Here is a 19,704-nt window from a genome sequence, read left to right on the forward strand (position 1 = left end):
TATGTCTATTGATGATGTGACAAGAAGACTATATCCTTTTAACAATCTTGCTTCATTTATTATTGGTTTTACTAATGATGAGAATGTAGGACAGTACGGTATTGAGGCATCTTATGATGAAGAACTTTCAGGTATATCAGGAAAAAGTGTTTCTTTAAAAGATAACGCATCGAATAAAATTCCTCTAACAGATGAAGAAACTTATGCACCAAAGGAAGGATATTCAGTAGTACTTTCTATAGATTCGAATATACAACAGTTTGCTGAAACAGCAGCTATAAATGCAAAAAAAGAAAATGAAGCTGACAAGGTTTCAGTTATAGTTCAGGATACTATGACTGGAGAAATCTTGGCAATGACAACTAAGGACGACTACAACCTAAATGATCCGAGAGCTCCTTTAAACGAGAAGCAAGAAGAAGTTTGGGATGATTTAAGTGAAGAAGAAAAGATGGAAATCCTCTATGATAATTGGAGAGATTTTAATGTCAATGACCAATACGAACCAGGTTCCACATTTAAACTTATAACTGCAGCTGCAGCTATTGAAGAAAATACATCGCAACCAGATTCACAGTATTCCTGTGCCGGAGCTATGGTAATTGGAAATAATAGGCTAACTTGTACAAGTCACAGCAGAGGAAAAAAGAGTCTTGCGAAGGCTATTGAAGAATCTTGTAATATGACTATGATTCAAGTCGGTCAAGGACTTGGACCAGAGAAATTTTTAAAGTATATAAAAGCATTTGGATTTGGAAGAAAAACTGGAATTGAATTATATGGTGAGTCAACAGGAATTATACCAAGTTCTGCTGATAATATAAGTAAAGTAAATCTTGCAACAATGTCCTATGGTCACTCAATAGCAGTTTCACCACTGCAATTAGTAAATGCTGTTAGTGCTATTTCCAATGGAGGTTATTTAAATAAACCAACTTTAATAAAAGAAATGGTGGATGCAAATGGAAACATTGTAGAAAAAAAGAGAACAGAACTTAGAAGAAGAGTAATATCAGAAGAAACATCTGATAAGATGAAGTCAATGATGAGAAGGGTAGTTGAGAGTGGTACTGGTAAAAAAGCTCAAGTTCCTGGATATATCGTTGGAGGAAAATCTGGTACAGCGAATATTGCAACTCCTACTGGATATCTAGAAGCATATAACTCATCATTTGTTGGAGTAGCTCCATTAAATGATCCTAGATTAACAGTTCTTGTAGTTGTAAATAATCCAAAAGGTGGAATTCTTGGTGGTGCTGTTGCTGCTCCAGTAGTTCAAGAAATTTTGAGTAAGTCACTTAACTATATGAAAATTCAAAAAACTGAAGAAGTTGATGAAAAAGATGAATTTGTATCAGTTCCAGATGTTGGAGCTTTACTTCTTGAAGATGCAGGAAAAATTCTTTTGGATACAGGTTTGAAGTTTAATACAAATGCAGAAACTGTACTTCCATATTCAGTTGTTACTAATCAAAGTCCATCTGCTGGTTCTTATGTATTAAAAGATACAATAGTTGATCTTGCAGTAAATGATAAGGACAGTGGTATTTTAATAATGCCCGACTTGAGCAGAAAAACTAGAAAAGAAAGCCAATCTATTTTAAATTCAATGAATTTAGAGTATAATATCAAGGGAAATGGCGACTTTATATCACAAAGTCCAAGACCAGGTCATAAATTAAGTGGAAGTGAAAAGATAACACTTAACTATTCACGTAGGGACGAAGAAAAAGAAAATTCCAGCAAAATGTACAATATGGATTCAAATAACAAGTCTAATAATAGTTCTAATGAAAAGGACAAGGAGACTAAAAATCTCAATGAAGATGAAGATAAAATAAAAAATAGAAAATCAAAAACAAAAGATTTCAATAAAAATTCAAATGATAACAAGAGTTTAAAAGAAGAAAAGGATAATAGTAAAAGGAATTAGGTTTATAGTACAATGAGTTATTTAGTTAGTATAGTTTTAGGAATAGTTTTTTCCTTAATTTTTGGGAAGATTATGATTCCAATTTTGAAAAGTTTGCACGCAGGACAAAGCATAAGAGAAGATGGACCACAATCTCACTTAGTAAAAAGTGGAACACCGACAATTGGTGGGCTAATTTTTCTTGCATCAGTAATACTTGTAACATTAATCACTGTAAATTTTAAATTATCAGTTTTAATGATACTTTTTTCAACACTGGCATTTGGAACAGTGGGTTTTATTGACGATTACATTAAAGTTGTAAAAAAGAGAAATTTGGGATTACGTGCTTATCAAAAATTATTATTACAAATTTTAACTGCTGTAATTTTGATTATTTATCAATATAATTCTAAAAACATGGGAACAGATTTATATATTCCTTTCTTAAAAGATTATAGATCAATTGGATTTTTGTATGTTCCTTTTATTATCTTTGTAATTGTTGGAACTGTTAATTCTGTTAATTTGACTGATGGATTAGATGGACTTTCATCAAGCGTTACAATTATTTGTCTTTTATTTTTTAATGTTGTTGCTGTTAAATTTCAAAGATACGAAATTGCATTTTTCTGCCTTGCTCTTGCAGGGGCTCTAATTGGATTTTTATTTTACAATAAATATCCAGCAAAAGTGTTTATGGGAGATACTGGTTCTCTTGCTTTAGGGGGAGCAATTTCAGCAATAGCATTACTTTTAAATGTGCCTCTTATTTTGCCAATTGCTGGTGGAATTTATTTTATAGAAACTCTTTCAGTAATAATACAAGTGATTAGCTTTAAAACAAGAGGAAAGAGGGTATTCTTGATGTCACCGCTTCACCATCATTTTGAGCATAAGGGATGGCATGAGAGAAAAGTTGTTGCAGTATTTTCGTTAGTAGAACTTATACTTTGTATAATTTCTTACTTAATTTTATTTTAGGTGATTAAAGATGTTAGAAAACAAAAATATATTAATAATGGGATTTGGAGTTACTGGTAAAAGTGCTTTAAAATTTTTAAAGGAATTTCCTTGCAAAATTTATGTATACGACAGCAATGAGGATTTACAAAAGTTAAATGTTGAAGAAGATTTTATTATTTTTAAAGAAGAAGATTTAGATAAAATTGACCTAATTGTAAAAAGTCCAGGAATCTATCCTTTCCACGAACTTCTACTAAAAGCTAGAGAAAAAAACATTGAAATAATTTCAGATATTGAACTTAGCTATAGAAATTTAAAAACAAAAAATGTAATAGCAGTTACAGGAACAAATGGAAAGACAACAACAACTACGATTATTGGAGACATACTAAAAAGAGTTTCCCAAACTTATGTAGTTGGAAATATTGGAAGGGGAATACTTGAAATAACAGGAGAAGCTAAAAGTGATGACTATCTTGTTATAGAAGCATCATCTTTTCAATTGGAAGATACAATTGATTTCAAGCCACATATTGCCCTATTGACTTATGTAACAAGTGACCACTTGGATTGGCATAAGACTACAAAAAATTATGTTGATGCAAAGTTTAAAATATTTAAAAATCAAGATGAAAATGACTTTGCTATTTTAAATTACGAAGATAAAGAATTGGCAAAGGAATATGATTTAAAAGCTGAAAAATATTATTTTTCTATGGAAAAAATTTCTGATAAGGGAGCTTTTGTCCAAGATGGAAAAATTTATTTTAATGATGGAAAAAACATTGAAGAAATTTTAGATACTAAAGATATTAAAATTCCAGGAGACCACAATATAAAAAATATTATGGCTGCAATAATAGGATGCAAACTTTTAAATATCGATTTAGATATAATAAAAAAATCAATAACTTCCTTTACTGGTGTTGAACATAGAATTGAATTTGTAAGAGAACTAAGGGGAGTTAAGTATTATAACGATTCCAAGGGGACAAATCCAGATTCTACAGAAGTTGCTGTAGCTGCTATGGACTCAGATGTTATACTAATTGCTGGTGGCTACGATAAGGGAGCAGAATTTGATGATTTAATTGAAAAGTCCAAGGATAAAATAAAAACTGCAATATTATTTGGAGAAACTGCAGAAAAAATTTCTAAAGCATGTAAGGAAAATGACCTTGAATTTTATATCACAAAAGATTTAAATAAAGCTGTTGAACTTGCAGAAAAAAATTTCTTGCGAGGGTGATGATGTACTCCTTTCACCAGCTTGTGCTTCATGGGATATGTATAGCGATTATGAAGTAAGAGGTCAACATTTTAAAGACCTTGTCAAAGAGTTGGTTTAAATGAAGTTAAAAAAGGAAATAAAAGATATAGATTTAATGCTCTTGCTCAGCATGATATTTCTAATTATTATGGGTCTAGTTGCTGTTACATCTGCATCCTTTCCTACTGCAAAAAAATACAATTTAAATAGCTTTCATTTTTTAATTAGGCAGGGAGCATTCCTAATTTTAGGGATTATATCAATGATCCTTATTATTAGAGTACCAAGAGGAGTAATATATAAAAACATAACTTGGCTATTTATATTAAGTGTAATATTAATACTATTATTGTGGACACCTCTTGGTTATAACAAAAATGGTCAAAGCAGGTGGTTGGACTTTAAAGTTATTCCACTTAAGTTTCAACCTTCAGACCTTTTAAAATTAACATCAATAGTTTTCTTATCAAAATATATTTCTAGAAATATTTACACACTTAGAGAGCCAAAAAATTTTTTAATTGCAGTTGCAATAATGGGTATATCAGTTGGACCAATTATGATTAAAGACTTTTCAACAGCGGTTGTTATTGGAGTTTCACTATTTGCTATATTACTTGCAGCTGGAATAAATAAGAAACAATTTTTATTTTTAGTTGTTCTAGGAATAGCCCTGATATTTGTAATTTTAAAGGACCCAGAGAATGAATTTAGACTTAAGAGAATTTTTGGATTTGTCTCTGACTCAACAGACTACCAATCTTCAGCTCTTTATCAATCAAGACAATCTCTCTATGCTTTTGCCCTAGGTGGTTATTCAGGAGTAGGGCTATTTCGCTCAAGACAAAAATACACAAACTTGCCAGAAGCTTATACAGATTTTATTTTTTCTGTAATAGCTGAAGAGTTTGGATTTATTGGAACTTTTATAGTAATATTATTATTTATAATATATATTTACAGAGGATACATGATTGCTTTTAAAGCTACAAATTATTTTGATAAATTTACAGCTATTGGGATGACTACTTATATTGGAATTCAAGCATTTTTTAACATGGGTGTTTGTGCAAAACTTCTACCAGTAACTGGTATAACTTTACCTTTTATTTCCTATGGAGGTACAGCACTTGTAATGGCAATTGTATCAACAGCTATTTTATTAAAAATTTCGAAAGAAGGCACTATATGAGATACATTTTATCTGGTGGAGGTACTGGAGGACACATTTATCCAGCACTTGCCATTGGAGAAGAAATTAAAAAACAAGACGAGGAAGCAGAAATACTTTATGTTGGTAAAAAAGATTCTCTAGAAGAAGAATTAGCCGACAAATATAATTTTGAATTTAAGGGAATAGATATTTCTGGACTTCCAAGAAAAAAATTAAATAAGGACACAGTTATAACTTTTTTCAATCTTATGAAGGGTTTGAGAGAGTGTAACAAGATAATAGATGATTTTAAACCTGATATTGTCATAGGAACAGGTGGATATGTTTGTGCGCCAATTGTATTTAAGGCGCAACAAAAGAAAATTAAGACAGTAGTTCAAGAACAAAATGCTTATCCAGGAAAGACAAATAAAATATTAGCTAAAAAAGCGGACTATGTCTTTATAAATTTTATGGAGGCAAAAAAATATTTAAACAATGACAATATTATATTTACTGGAAATCCAATAAGAGATGTTTTTTCTCATATTGACAGAAAAAAATCAAGAGAGAAATTAAATATAAAAGATAATGAAAAATTTGTTTTTTCTTTTGGCGGATCAGGTGGTCAAGAATCTACTAATGACGCTATACTGGAAATTTTAAATAATAAAAGTGACCTTCCCTTTAAACTCACTCACGTGACAGGAAGAGATCATTATGATTATTTTATGGAAAAAGCAGAAAATATTCCTGAAAATGTTGAAATTTTAGATTACACACACAAGGTATATGATTATTTATCAAGTGCTGATTTAGTTATAGCTTCATCATCAGCTATGACTCTTGCTGAAATTTCTGCTTTAGGTGTAGCATCTATATTAATTCCAAAGGCCTATACTGCAGGTAATCATCAATACTATAATGCAATGAGTTATAGCAACATGGGTGCTAGCAGAGTGATAGAAGAAAAAGATTTAAATGGGGAAACTTTATTAAAAGAAATAGAAGAAATTCTCGATAATGATGATGAGAGAAATAAGATGGCAGACAATTCAAAAAAACTTGCCAGTCCTGATGCTGTTTCCAAAATAGTTGATATTATTTTAAAGTGATTTTATGAAAAAGTTGGAAAAGAAAAAAAGAAAACTGAATAAAAAGAGAAGATATTTAAGAATTTTTAGCAGATTTTTTATATTTTTTTCCTTCATTTTTTTGATTATATTTGCTCTTAAAAATTCAAATTTTTTTAATGTAAAAAATATAAATATTGAGGGCAATAAGAATGTAAGTCAAGCTAAAATAAAAAAGGTATCAGGTTTAAAAAAAGGAAGCAAGTATTTTCTTGTATCAAAAAAAGATAGAGTGAAAAAAGCTTGAGGCTATTCCTTATATTGAAGAAGCTAAGATTTCTTACAGTTTAAGTGGAAAAGTAAAAATTAAAATAAAAGAGAGAAGTCCATATTACCAAATGGAAGCCAGTGACTATTTATTGGTAGATGATAACTTTAGAATTTTAGAGAGTTCAGATAAAAAGAGAGACAATTTAGTAAACTTATATGGCTTTAATGTTGATAACCCACAAGCAGGAAATTATATTTTAACAAATAAGGATGAGGAAGAGAAAAGAAATCTTTTGTTAGAACTTAGAAAAGATGAATATTCTCTTCATGGAAATATTAGGGATATTGAACTGTTAGATTCCATTGCAACTTTTACAACAGTGGACGGTATAAAAATAGAATTTGGATCTTATAGCAATATTGAATATAAATTAAAAATGCTTTCCTTGATTTTAGAAGATATTAAAGATACAAATAAAAATGCTATTATCATTCAAATGGAAAAGGGTGAGAGCCCAATTTTAATAACTGATGGAGATAAAGAAGACAATAAGGAAAAAGACAAAGACAAGTTGAAGAGAATAATAAAAGATTCAGATAACGAAAAAACTTATAAAGAAGTTAATAGGAAAGACGATAATTCAAATTAAAGACTTCATTTGACCTTTATATATTGACTATTTAGCAGTCTTTCTATAAAATGATAGTAATGAATATAAAAAAATTTATTTAGTATATGAGGAGGATGTTTATGTTGGAATTCGATATGGACCAAGACGATTTTGCCAAGATTAAAGTAGTTGGCGTTGGTGGCGGCGGAAACAACGCTGTAAATAGAATGATTGACGCAGGTGTTAAAGGCGTAGAATTTTTAGTATTTAACACTGATAGACAAGCACTAAAGAATTCAAATGCTGAAACTAAAGTGCAACTTGGAGAAAAAATTACTAAAGGACTTGGAGCAGGAGCAAACCCTGAAATTGGTGCTCAAGCAGCTGAAGAATCTTTAGATGAAATTAGAGAAGCCCTAGATGGCGCAGATATGGTATTTATCACTGCTGGTATGGGTGGAGGTACTGGTACTGGTGCAGCTCCTGTTATTGCAGATGTTGCAAAAGAACTAGGTCTACTTACTGTTGGTGTTGTTACAAAACCTTTTACATTTGAAGGAAGAAAGAGAGCAAAATCTGCTGAAATTGGTATTAATGCTCTTAAAGGAAAAGTTGATACATTAGTTATAATTCCAAATGATAGACTTCTAAGCATTGCAGATAAAAAGACAAGCTTCTCACAAGCCTTTGAAATGGCAGATGACATATTAAAACAAGGTATCCAAGGTATATCTGATTTAATTTCTGTACCAAATCTTATTAATCTTGACTTTGCCGATGTTAAGACTATTATGTATGATAAGGGCGTTGCTCACATGGGTATAGGACGTGCATCTGGTGATGACAGAGCTACAGAAGCAGCTAGACTTGCAATAAACTCTCCTCTACTAGAAACATCTATTGAAGGGGCAAAATCTGTTCTTCTTAATATTACAGCAGGATCAGATCTTGGTATCTTTGAAGTTAATGAAGCAGCTGATTTAATTAGAGACTGTGTATCTGAAGATGCAAATATTATCTTTGGTGCAGGTATTGATGAATCACTTAAAGATGAAGTTAAGATTACAGTTATTGCAACTGAATTTGATCAATATAAAGATGACAAAAAAGATAAAAAAGATAAGAAAATAGAAAATACACAAAAAAGTCCCATTGAATCTCTTGAAAATGATGATGAAGAAGATAATGGAGAACTTAAAATCCCTTCTTTCTTGAGAATTAACAGAAAGTAAGTTTATAATTAAGATTTTTGGACATTGGAAACAATGTCCTTTTTTTATTGTCTAAATTTACTATACTAAAAAATATATTAAAATACAAAAATTTATCTTGAAAAAACGTTTTAAAAGTAAATTTATAAGAAAAATATGTCAAATAATTGATTTTTCATCAATTAAAGTAAATGAATTGGACTAGAAAAACATTTGCAAAAATTTTACGAAAAGATATTATTTATCGCTTTATTACAGAGAAATTTATTAAAATTAAAAAAAATTAAACAAATGACGAAAAAATAAAAAGTGTTTTTTATTTAACGAATTTTTGTTATAATAAACCTTGCGAGAAAAAAAAGGAGGAAAAAAAAGAATGAACATATCATTTAATTTAATGCAAACAGTAGGATTTGCAATCATAGTTTACTACATAGGAAAGTTTTTAAGACAAAAAATTAACTTTTTTCAAAAGTTCTGTGTTCCAGCTCCAGTAATTGGCGGATTTTTATTTGCAATTATTAGATTTTTATTAGAAGTGGGCGGAATCGCAACATTTGAATTTGATCAAGCGTTACAAAACCCATTTATGATGGTATTCTTTACTGCTATTGGTGTAGGTGCAGACCTAGACACTTTGAAAAAGGGAGGAAAAGGATTTTTAATATTCTGGCTAATTTCAGCAATATTAGTTTTAGGTCAAGATACAATAGGCCTTATTCTCGCAAAAGTCCTTTCTCAAAACCCACTTCTTGGTCTAATCTGTGGTTCAGTTACAATGGTAGGTGGACACGGTTCAGCTGGAGCTTGGGGAGGTACATTTGCCAAACTAGGTCTTGAAAATGCTAAGACATTTGCACTTGCAGCTGCAACATTTGGAGTTATTATGGGATCATTAATTGGTGGTCCAATTGGTTCAACTCTTATCAGAAAGAAAAATCTTTCAGGTAATGATAATAAGTCTTCAAACTATGATGACGTCTTAGAAAATCTTGAAGAAAACAATGCTGGAGAAGGTTACGAAAGAGTAGTTCCTCTTCAAGCAGGTGACTTCATTAAAGTTCTTGGACTTATCTTTGTTTCAATTGGTTTTGGTTCAATTCTACAAGAATTTATCAGAACTCACGTATCAATTATGGGTAAAGAATTAAACTTACCGGCTTATGTAACTTCAATGATCATTGCAGGTATCTTCGTTAATACAATTGGTAAACAAGGACCTCTTGCAGTTAACCAAAGAGCTAACTCAATTTGTGGAGACGTTGGACTAAATGTATTCCTAGTAATGGCACTAATTGACATTAACTTAATTGACCTTAAAGATGTTGCTGGACCAATGCTTATAATCTTATTTGCACAAACATTATTTATAGCTCTATTTGCTTATTTCATAACATTCTGGGCTATGGGTAAAAATTACGATGCAGCAGTTTTAGCTGGTGGTATGTGTGGATTTGGTATGGGTGCAACTTATAACGCACTTGCAAACATGGACTCAATTACTGAAAGATTTGGTCCATCTCCAAAGGCATACTTCATCCTTCCAATGGTTGGTGCTTTTGCAATTGATATTACAAACTCAGTATTTATTACAATATTCTTAAATATTGCACAAAGCATTGCATAAAACATATTAAAAAAATAAGCTGAGCCTTTTGGCTTGGCTTTCTTTATGTTTACATATCAATTGATTAATAAAATTTTAAGTGATATTATTATTTAAAAGGTCCTTATAGGACCTTATTTAAATGAGGTGAAAATAATGAAATGCCCATTTTGCGGATACAATGATTCAAAAGTTTTAGATACAAGACCAACTGATGAAGGTAGCACAATAAGAAGAAGACGTGAGTGTTTAAATTGCAATAAAAGATTTACAACTTATGAAAAAATTGAACAGTCACCAATTATGGTAATAAAAAAGGATGGAAATAGACAGGCCTTCGACCGAGAAAAAATTATAAGAGGTATGATTAAATCTTGTGAAAAAAGACCTGTTTCAGCGGCAGATATAGATGAAGCTGTAAATAATATAGAAAAGAAAATTGAAAATTCTATGAAAAAAGAGATTAGTTCTCTTGAAATTGGTGAAATGGTTATGGATGAATTAAAAGATTTGGACGAAGTTTCTTATGTTAGATTTGCTTCAGTTTATAGAGAATTTAAAGATTTACAATCTTTTGTTGATGAATTAGAAAATTTTGTAGAAAAAGAAGAATTAATATGGACTTATTTGAACTTAGTATGCAAAAAAATTTAGAAAGTAAGGCACCTCTTGCTGACAGGATGAGACCAAGAAATCTTGAAGAATTTTTTGGACAAAGTCATATAATTGGAGATGGAAAATATCTTTCTAGGCTTATAAAAAGTGATAGATTAACTTCAGTATTATTTTATGGTCCACCAGGTGTTGGAAAGACAACTCTTGCAGAAATTATAGTGAGAAGCACAAATAAAAATTTTGTAAAATTATCAGCAGTAACTTCAAATTTAAAAGAACTTAGAGAAGTTTTAGCTAAAGCTGAAAATTCAATGAAGTATGACAATGTGTCTACAATTGTTTTTATTGATGAAATTCACAGATTTAACAAGACACAACAAGATGCACTTCTGCCCTTTGTTGAAAGGGGAATTATAAGTTTAATAGGAGCTACAACTGAAAACCCTTATTTTGAAGTTAATAAGGCCCTTCTTTCAAGAATGCAGATAATAAATTTATTGCCACTTGAAGATAAGGACTTAGAAGAAATGTTAAATATAGCTTTAAGTGATAAAGAAAGAGCATTTGGAAATAAAAATATCGAAGTTACAGATTCTGCAAAAAAGATTTTAATTAAAAATTCTAATGGTGATGGAAGATATCTTTTAAATAGTTTGGAAATTGCAGTCCTATCAACTGATGAAGTTAGTGGGAAAATTTTAATTGATGAAGATGTTATAAAAAATTCTCTTTTAATTAAAAATGTAAAATATGATAAAAATAATAATGAGCACTACGACACAATATCAGCATTTATAAAATCAATGAGAGGGTCTGATCCTGATGCAGCGTTAATTTATCTTGCTAAAATGCTTGAAGGTGGCGAAGATATAAAATTTATTGCTAGACGACTTATTATTTTTGCATCAGAAGATGTAGGGAATGCAAATCCGCAAGCCATGGTAATTGCATCAGCTTGTTTTAATAGTATCAATGCAGTTGGTATGCCTGAAGCAAGAATAATTCTCGCACAGACAGCAACATATCTTGCTTGTTCTCCAAAATCAAATGCATCTTATCATGGAATAAATAAAGCATTGGAGGATGTAAGAAAATCAAACAACATTGATATACCAAAATATATAAGAGATAAGAGAAATCCTCAAAATGAAACAGATGAAAAATATTTATATCCTCATGATTATGATGGGTCATATGTTAATCAAAAATACATGCCAGATAATTTTAAGGGAAGAAAATATTATGAACCAAAAGATATTGCTTATGAAATAAAAATAAAGGAATACTTAGACAGTTTAAAGTGAGTTAAATTGACAAATAGAGGATTTAATTATATACTTAAACATTATGTAAGGAATTGAAAATTAGGAGGAATTATGTCAATTAGCATTAGAGATATTTTTAAAAATCCAGAAGATTTTTTAGATAAAGAAATAGTATTAAGTGGTTGGGTAAAAACATCTAGAGCATCAAAAAACTTTGGATTTATTGAACTTACTGACGGTACAGTTTTTAAACCAATCCAAGTTGTTTATGGTAAGGAACTAGAAAATTTTGATGAAGTGGAAAAATTTCCAATAAGTTCTTCTCTAGAAGTTAGTGGAAAGGTTGTAAAATCACCAGGTAAAAATCAATCCTTTGAGCTTCAAGCAAATAAAATTGCTCCAATATGCTCATCAGATCCTTCTTATCCACTGCAAAAGAAGAGACATACGATGGAATATTTAAGAACAATAGCTCATCTTCGTCCAAGAGCAAATACTTTTAATGCTGTTTTTAGAGTTAGATCTTTAATTGCTTATGCAATTCACAAATTCTTCCAAGAAAAAGGATTTGTTTATGTTCATGCTCCAATTATAACAACATCAGATGCTGAAGGTGCAGGAGAAATGTTCCAAGTAACAACTCTTGATATTGATAGTATTGCTAAAGCTGAACCAACTGAAGTGGATTATACAAAAGACTTTTTTAATAAGAAGACTCACCTAACTGTTTCAGGTCAACTAGAAGCAGAAGCTTTTGCTGAAGCTTTTAAAAATATCTATACTTTTGGACCTACATTTAGGGCTGAAAATTCAAATACTCAAAGACACGCAGCTGAATTTTGGATGATTGAACCTGAAATGGCTTTTGCAGATTTAAATGTAAATATGGATGTTTCAGAAGAAATGCTTAAATATATTATCACTTATGTTCTTGAAAATGCTCCACAAGAAATGGAATTCTTTAACAATTTTATTGACAAAGGTCTACTTGAAAGACTTCAAAATGTTGTCGACAATGAATTTGCAAGAATAACTTATACAGAAGCTATTGAAATTCTTGAAAAAGCTGATAAAGAATTTAACTATCCAGTTAGTTGGGGAATTGATCTTCAAACTGAACACGAAAGATATATAACAGAAGAAGTTTATAAAAAGCCAGTATTTGTAACAGATTATCCAAAGGAAATCAAAGCCTTTTATATGTATGAAAACGAAGATAAGAAAACTGTTGCAGCTATGGACCTTTTAGTTCCTGGCGTTGGAGAAATCATTGGTGGAAGTCAAAGGGAACACAGATACGATGTATTAGAAGAAAAGATGCAAAATATTGGCATGGACATGTCCAATTATGATTGGTATCTTGATTTAAGAAGATATGGTTCTGTTGTTCACTCTGGATTTGGACTTGGATTTGAAAGAGCAGTAATGTATATAACTGGAATGAAAAATATAAGAGATGTAATACCATTCCCAAGAACTGTTGGAAATGCTGAATTTTAGGAGTTAATATGGAAAAATATACACCAAGTGAAATAGAAAAAAAGTAGGCAAGACTTTTGGGATGAACATGAATCCTTTGTATGTGAAAATAATTCTGATAAAGAAAAATTTTATGGACTAGTAGAGTTTCCTTATCCATCAGGACAAGGACTTCACGTTGGTCACCCAAGACCTTATACAGCTCTTGATATTGTTTCAAGAATGAAGAGAATGCAAGGTTACAATGTTCTTTATCCAATGGGATGGGATGCCTTTGGTCTTCCAACTGAAAACTATGCTATAAAAAATAAAATACATCCAGCCATTGTTACAAAAAACAATATTGAACATTTTAAAAATCAATTAAAATCAATAGGTTTTTCCTTTGACTGGTCAAGAGAAATAAATACAACAGATCCCGAATATTATAAGTGGACACAATGGATTTTCTTACAACTTTATAAACATGGTTTGGCTTACAAAAAAGAAATGCCAATAAACTGGTGCCCTTCATGTAAAGTTGGACTTTCTAATGAAGAAGTTGTGGGAGGAAAGTGCGAAAGATGTGGAGAAGAAGTTGTAAGACGTGTTAAAAGTCAATGGATGCTAAAAATTACAGAATATGCAGATAGACTTATTAACGACCTTGATGATCTCGACTTCATTGACAGAGTAGTTACTCAACAAAAAAATTGGATAGGTAGAAGTGAAGGTGCAAGTATCAATTTCTCATTAAAGGATTTAGACGAAAAGCTTGAAGTTTTCACAACAAGACCTGACACAATTTATGGAGCAACTTATATGGTAATAGCACCAGAACATCCTTTAATTGAAAAATATTCTGATAAGATTGAAAACTTAGATGAAATAAATGCTTATAAAGAAGAATGTGCTAAAAAAAGTGAATTTGAAAGAACAGAACTTGAAAAGGATAAAACTGGCGTAGAAATTAAAGGAATTAAGGCAATTAATCCTCTTACTAAAAAGAAATGCCAATTTGGATTTCAGATTATGTTCTTATGACTTATGGAACTGGTGCAATTATGGCTGTTCCTGCTCACGATGATCGTGACTACGATTTTGCAAAAAAATTTGGTCTTGAAATCATTCCTGTTATTGAAGGTTCAGATGTTTCAGAACACGCCAACACTGACACTGCAACAGGGAAAATGATAAATTCGGGGGTTTTAGATGGTCTTGAAGTAAAAGATGCCATTTCTAAAATGATTGAATACTTAGAAGAAAACAAACTTGGAAATAAGAAAATTAATTATAAATTGAGAGACTGGGTTTTCTCAAGACAAAGATATTGGGGAGAACCAATTCCAATAGTTCACTGTGAAAAATGTGGTTATGTAGCTCTTCCTGAAGAAGAACTTCCACTTTTACTTCCAGAAGTTGAAAATTATGAACCAACTGATTCTGGTGAATCACCACTTGCTAAAATGACTGATTGGGTAAATACAACTTGTCCAAAGTGTGGTGGTCCAGCAAAAAGAGAAACTGATACAATGCCTCAATGGGCAGGATCATCATGGTATTTCTTAAGATATACAGATCCTCACAATGATAAGGCAATCGCAAGTAAAGAAGCTCTTGAATATTGGATGCCAGTAGATTGGTATAATGGTGGTATGGAACATACAACACTTCACTTATTATATTCAAGATTTTGGCATAAATTCTTATACGATATTGGAGTAGTTCCAACAAAAGAACCTTATCAAAAGAGAACATCTCATGGAATGATTCTTGGTAATAATAACGAAAAAATGTCTAAATCAAGAGGAAATGTTGTAAATCCAGATGATATTGTAAGGGATTACGGCGCAGATACACTTAGATGTTATGAAATGTTTATTGGTGACTTTGAAAAACCAGTACCATGGTCTGAAAATGGCGTTAAGGGTTGTAGAAGATTCTTGGAAAGAGTTTGGAATCTTCAAGAAATTGTTGTTGACGGTGATGAATATAGCAAAGATTTAATTTCTGAAATTCACAAAACTATTAAAAAAGTTACTGAAGATTATGGAAATTTAAAATCAAATACAGCTATAGCACAACTTATGACTCTATCAAATGAATTTAGTTCAATAGGAAAAATTACTAAAGAAGACTTTAGAACTTTCTTAATTTTATTAAATCCAGTAGCACCACACATCACAGAAGAATTGTGGCAAGTGTGCGATCTTGGAGGAATTCTTTCAGAACAAGCTTGGCCAAAATATATTGAAGAGCTTACTATTGATAATGAAATAGAAATTCCAGTTCAATTTAATGGAAAAGTTAGATATACTGTTAAAATAGCGAGAGATGCGTCACAAGATAAGGTATTTGAAGTTGCTGAAAAAGATGAACTTTTTGCTAAGAATACTGAAGGTAAAAATGTAGTTAAGAAAATTTATATTCCAAATAAGATTGTTAACATAGTTGTAAAATAAAATGAGAAGCACTTTTTAGTGCTTTTTGTTCTTTATAAGGAGTTTTTTATGAATAGTATGACTGGCTATGGCCTTTGCGAAAAAAGATGCGATGATTTTTATATAAAAGTTGAGATGAAATCAGTTAATAACAGGTTTCTTGACATTAATTCGAGAATGCCAGGGGCTCTAAGTTATGCTGAAGAATCTGTGAAGTCATTAGTTAAGTCAAAGGTTAAAAGAGGTAAAGTTGATATATTCATAAACTTTGAATATTTGGATTCTAGTGAAGTTGAAATTGATATTGACTATGAGCTTTTAAATAAGTATATTATTATAAGTAAAGAATTAGAGGAAAAGTTTGGAGTAAAATCAGATTTATCCTTCTCAAAACTTATGGAAGATTCAAATATTTTTAAACCTCAAAAAAAGGAATTTGATGGCGATTATATTCAAGAAGAACTTTTAAAAGTAGTCGATCTTGCTTCTAATGATTTTGTTAAATCTAGATCAATTGAAGGTGAAAAGATAAAGGATGATTTTAAGATAAAACTTGAAGAGGTAAAAAAATTAACTGATTTTATTGAAAAAAGAGCTCCATTAAGTCTTGATGAAAATGAAAAGAGACTTAGAACTAGAGTATCTGAGTATCTTGATTCTAGAGAGATAGATGAAGATAGAATTTTAACAGAAATTGCTATAATGTTAGATAAACTTTCTATTGATGAAGAAATAACTAGGCTCAAAATACACACTCAAAATTTTAGTGATATAATAGATCAAGAAGGACCTATTGGTAGAAAATTAGACTTTTTAATTCAGGAAATGAATAGAGAGTCCAACACTATAGGTTCAAAATCCAATGATATTGAAATTACAAGTGCTGTTGTAATGTTAAAATCAGAAATAGAAAAATTGCGTGAACAAGCGCAAAATGTTGAATAATATAAAAAAATTAGGATGGTGATGATTTGGACGGCGGATTTTTATTAGTTTTATCAGGTCCTTCTGGTTCTGGAAAAGGAACTGTTAGTGAATCTTTAATGAAAAACAATGACGATATAATTTTCTCAACTTCTGTAACTACTAGGACCCCTAGACCAGGAGAAGTTAATGGTGAAAATTACTTTTTTGCCACTCGTGAAGAATTTGAAAAAATGGTAGAAAATGATGAACTTTTGGAGCATGCTTTCGTTCACACTAACTACTATGGTACACCAAAGAAATTTGTTTTTGATGAAATTGAAAAGGGAGAAATTGTACTTCTAGAAATTGACGTGCAAGGAGCTCTACAAATTAAAGAAAAATACAAGGAAGCAGTCTTCATATTTTTAATCCCTCCAACAATGGATGAATTAAGATCTCGTCTTGTCAAGAGAGATACGGAAACAGAAGATGAAATCGAAACAAGGTATAAAAATGCCTTTAAGGAACTTGACTTTGTTGGTGAATATGACTACTTTGTAATTAATGATGTAATAGATAACGCCGTTAAGGACATTGAAACTATTATAGCAGCAGAAAAATTGAGAGTTAAAAGACACAAGAATATTAAGAAAGAAGTTCAAGCAGAAGAGGAGAGAAATAAATGATAATACCATCTTTTAAAGAATTAAAAGAAGTTGCAGATTCTAGATATGAACTTGCAATATTAGTATCAAAAAGAGCTAGAAAATTAATTGATGGAAATCCAGCCCTAGTTGATACAGATAGTGATAAACCAGTTACAATTGCAATCGAAGAAATTATGGATGGCAAGATTAAGTTTGGCGAAAAATTAAGCGATTCTGAGTATGAAGCAAAGGTTGCTGAAGAAAAAGAAAATCTTATCCAAGAAATTAAACAAAAAAAGATTGATGATTTAAACAAAGAGGAACTAGAAGAGGAATAAGATGTTAGAAGGTAAAAAAATTCTACTTGGAGTTACAGGTGGAATTGCAGTTTATAAGTCTCCAGGTATATGTAGTCTTTTGAGAAAATTAGGTGCCGAAGTAAAGGTTATAATGACAAAAAACGCAACTGAATTTGTTACACCTCTTACTTTTCAAACTATGTCCAACAATGTAGTTCATGGAGAGATGTTTAACCAACTTTTTAACATGGATGTTGAGCATATTTCTCTAGCTAAATGGGCTGATATTTTTGTTATTGCACCTGCTACTGCAAATATTATTGGAAAATTTGCCAATGGTATTGCAGATGATATGCTATCTACGGTTTTAATGGCATCAAGATCAAAAGTAATGTTGGCACCTGGAATGAATACAGTTATGTTAAATTCAGAAGCCAATCAAAAGAATATGCAGACCCTAAGAGATAGGGGAGTTATAATCCTAGATACCAAAGAAGACATACTTGCCTGCAATGATTATGGCAGTGGCAAGATGCTTGAGCCTAGTGAAATTGTTGATGAAATTGATAGAGCTTTAACTGAGAAAGACCTTGAAGGTAAGCATGTTGTAATCACAGCAGGACCTACAAGAGAGGCACTTGATCCAGTTAGGTTTATTTCTAACTATTCTTCTGGAAAGATGGGTTATGCCCTTGCAGATAATGCAAAAAAAAGAGGTGCAAAGGTAACGCTTATATCTGGTCCAACAAAAATTGATGTTCCAAAAGTTGATAACTTCGTAAGAGTGGATTCAACTCGTGAAATGTATGATGCTGTTGGAGAATATTTCGATGAGTGTGATTTATTGATTAAGGCGGCAGCTCCAAGTGATTACAGACCAAAGACCTATAGTGAAGAAAAATTAAAAAGGGTAGCGACAGTCAAATGAACCTAATTGAAATGGAAAAAAATCCTGACATTGCTGCTCACTATGGAAGTCTAAAGAAAAATCAAGTTATAGTTGGATTTGCAGCAGAGTCTACTAATATTTATGAGTATGCTAAGGAAAAATTAATTAAAAAGAACTTTGATATAATTGTTGTTAACAATATCAAAAAAGAAGGAGCAGGTTTTGGCAGTGACACCAATATAGTTTCCATTATCTCAAGAGATGAGACTGATGATTTAGAAATTATGTCCAAGGCTGAGCTTGCAAGAGAAATTTTAGATAGGGCAAAAAAACTTATGAGCTAGAGAAATCTAGCTCTTTTGTGGGTGAAGACATGTTTGCAGATATTTTCATAGAAAATAATTTTCAAAAAATAGATAAACTTTATACATATATAGTAAAAGATGATGTTAAACCTGGTATGAGAGTTCTCGTAAATTTTGGGAAGTCTTACCGAGTTGGTATCGTCCTTTTTTTACATGCAAATTATTCTGGAGACCACCGAGAAAAGTTAAAGGAGATTCATTCAGTCCTTGACGATGAACCAATAATATCCAATGACCTAATAAGACTTGGCCTTTGGATGAAGGAAAGATACCTTGTTGGTTACTCAAAGGCCTTTGCTCCAATCTTACCACCAGGAAACCTTCAAAAAATTAAGAAAAAAATCCTTGTAGAAAAATATCCTAATGGTAAGGACTTGGAAGACTTAAACTCTATAGACTTGACGAAATATTTTGAAGACTTAAAAGAAGATGAAAAAGCAATCATAAAAAGGTTAAGGGCTAAGGGTTATATAAAATATATTTATGATTCTTTAGTTACTGTAAAGCCAAAACTTGTAAATTATTTGAGGCTTGCAGGTGATTTTGACCCAAAAAATCTTGAGGGAATTAGTGAGAAACAAGCACAAGTCTTTAATTTTATAAAAAAAGAGAAAGATATATCGAGAGTAGATGTCATGAAGAATCTAAATATATCTTATTCTCCAATTAAAAGCCTGATAAAAAGAAACCTTATTGAAGAATATAAGAAAGAAATAAATAGAAATCCAGTTGAAAAAACTTTTAAAA

The 19,704-nt window shown here is 31.0% G+C and carries 16 protein-coding genes and 2 pseudogenes; all 18 read left to right on the top strand.

Features of this window, described 5'->3' with window-relative positions; genetic code table 11:
* The first annotated feature begins 1 nt into the window (after position 1).
* A complete protein-coding gene (locus tag HGPT_RS01745; protein WP_245544074.1) occupies positions 2-1,933 on the top strand; it encodes a penicillin-binding transpeptidase domain-containing protein in 1,932 nt (643 codons plus the stop codon).
* 12 nt (positions 1,934-1,945) lie between these two features.
* Complete coding sequence (mraY, locus tag HGPT_RS01750) at positions 1,946-2,896, top strand: phospho-N-acetylmuramoyl-pentapeptide-transferase (protein ID WP_040542229.1); 951 nt, start codon at positions 1,946-1,948, stop codon at positions 2,894-2,896.
* Positions 2,897-2,906: 10 nt separating this feature from the next.
* Positions 2,907-4,127 (top strand): UDP-N-acetylmuramoyl-L-alanine--D-glutamate ligase, encoded by a 1,221-nt coding sequence (gene murD, locus HGPT_RS01755; protein ID WP_019138178.1) that lies wholly within the window; start codon positions 2,907-2,909, stop codon positions 4,125-4,127.
* Positions 4,128-4,227: 100 nt separating this feature from the next.
* Positions 4,228-5,340, top strand: coding sequence for an FtsW/RodA/SpoVE family cell cycle protein (locus HGPT_RS01760; protein WP_019138179.1), 1,113 nt, complete (start codon positions 4,228-4,230; stop codon positions 5,338-5,340).
* Positions 5,337-6,416, top strand: coding sequence for an undecaprenyldiphospho-muramoylpentapeptide beta-N-acetylglucosaminyltransferase (murG, locus tag HGPT_RS01765; RefSeq protein WP_019138180.1), 1,080 nt, complete (start codon positions 5,337-5,339; stop codon positions 6,414-6,416). Before HGPT_RS01760 ends, murG begins: the two co-directional genes overlap by 4 nt.
* Positions 6,417-6,420: 4 nt before the next feature.
* A complete protein-coding gene (locus HGPT_RS09575) occupies positions 6,421-6,681 on the top strand; it encodes an FtsQ-type POTRA domain-containing protein (protein ID WP_019138181.1) in 261 nt (86 codons plus the stop codon).
* A gap of 91 nt (positions 6,682-6,772) precedes the next feature.
* Positions 6,773-7,294, top strand: a complete 522-nt coding sequence (locus tag HGPT_RS09580; RefSeq protein WP_019138182.1) for a cell division protein FtsQ/DivIB — start codon at positions 6,773-6,775, stop codon at positions 7,292-7,294.
* Positions 7,295-7,395: 101 nt separating this feature from the next.
* Positions 7,396-8,487 carry a cell division protein FtsZ gene (gene ftsZ / locus HGPT_RS01775; protein ID WP_019138183.1) on the top strand — a complete coding sequence of 364 codons (1,092 nt, stop codon included), beginning with the start codon at positions 7,396-7,398 and terminating at the stop codon, positions 8,485-8,487.
* A 355-nt stretch (positions 8,488-8,842) separates the two neighbouring features.
* Positions 8,843-10,093 (top strand): sodium/glutamate symporter, encoded by a 1,251-nt coding sequence (gene gltS / locus HGPT_RS01780; protein WP_040542231.1) that lies wholly within the window; start codon positions 8,843-8,845, stop codon positions 10,091-10,093.
* 135 nt (positions 10,094-10,228) lie between these two features.
* Complete coding sequence (gene nrdR / locus HGPT_RS01785; protein ID WP_019138185.1) at positions 10,229-10,726, top strand: transcriptional regulator NrdR; 498 nt, start codon at positions 10,229-10,231, stop codon at positions 10,724-10,726.
* Positions 10,690-11,991: a replication-associated recombination protein A gene (locus HGPT_RS01790; RefSeq protein ID WP_019138186.1), complete on the top strand. Its 1,302-nt coding sequence runs from the start codon at positions 10,690-10,692 to the stop codon at positions 11,989-11,991. Before nrdR ends, HGPT_RS01790 begins: the two co-directional genes overlap by 37 nt.
* 72 nt (positions 11,992-12,063) lie before the next feature.
* Positions 12,064-13,452 (top strand): asparagine--tRNA ligase, encoded by a 1,389-nt coding sequence (asnS, locus tag HGPT_RS01795; RefSeq protein WP_019138187.1) that lies wholly within the window; start codon positions 12,064-12,066, stop codon positions 13,450-13,452.
* 8 nt (positions 13,453-13,460) lie between these two features.
* Positions 13,461-15,872, top strand: a pseudogene (gene leuS / locus HGPT_RS01800) (leucine--tRNA ligase).
* Between the two features lie 48 nt (positions 15,873-15,920).
* Positions 15,921-16,796, top strand: coding sequence for a YicC/YloC family endoribonuclease (locus HGPT_RS01805; RefSeq protein WP_019138188.1), 876 nt, complete (start codon positions 15,921-15,923; stop codon positions 16,794-16,796).
* A gap of 26 nt (positions 16,797-16,822) precedes the next feature.
* Positions 16,823-17,443 carry a guanylate kinase gene (gene gmk / locus HGPT_RS01810; protein ID WP_019138189.1) on the top strand — a complete coding sequence of 207 codons (621 nt, stop codon included), beginning with the start codon at positions 16,823-16,825 and terminating at the stop codon, positions 17,441-17,443.
* Positions 17,440-17,742, top strand: coding sequence for a DNA-directed RNA polymerase subunit omega (gene rpoZ / locus HGPT_RS01815; protein ID WP_019138190.1), 303 nt, complete (start codon positions 17,440-17,442; stop codon positions 17,740-17,742). Before gmk ends, rpoZ begins: the two co-directional genes overlap by 4 nt.
* A gap of 1 nt (position 17,743) precedes the next feature.
* Positions 17,744-18,936, top strand: a pseudogene (gene coaBC, locus HGPT_RS01820) (bifunctional phosphopantothenoylcysteine decarboxylase/phosphopantothenate--cysteine ligase CoaBC).
* A gap of 29 nt (positions 18,937-18,965) precedes the next feature.
* Positions 18,966-19,704, top strand: a 739-nt coding sequence (locus HGPT_RS09160; RefSeq protein WP_040542235.1) for a primosomal protein N' family DNA-binding protein, incomplete at its 3' end; no start/stop codon positions are given.

This window comes from Peptoniphilus timonensis JC401, assembly GCF_000312025.1.
Lineage (GTDB): Bacteria > Bacillota > Clostridia > Tissierellales > Peptoniphilaceae > Peptoniphilus_A > Peptoniphilus_A timonensis.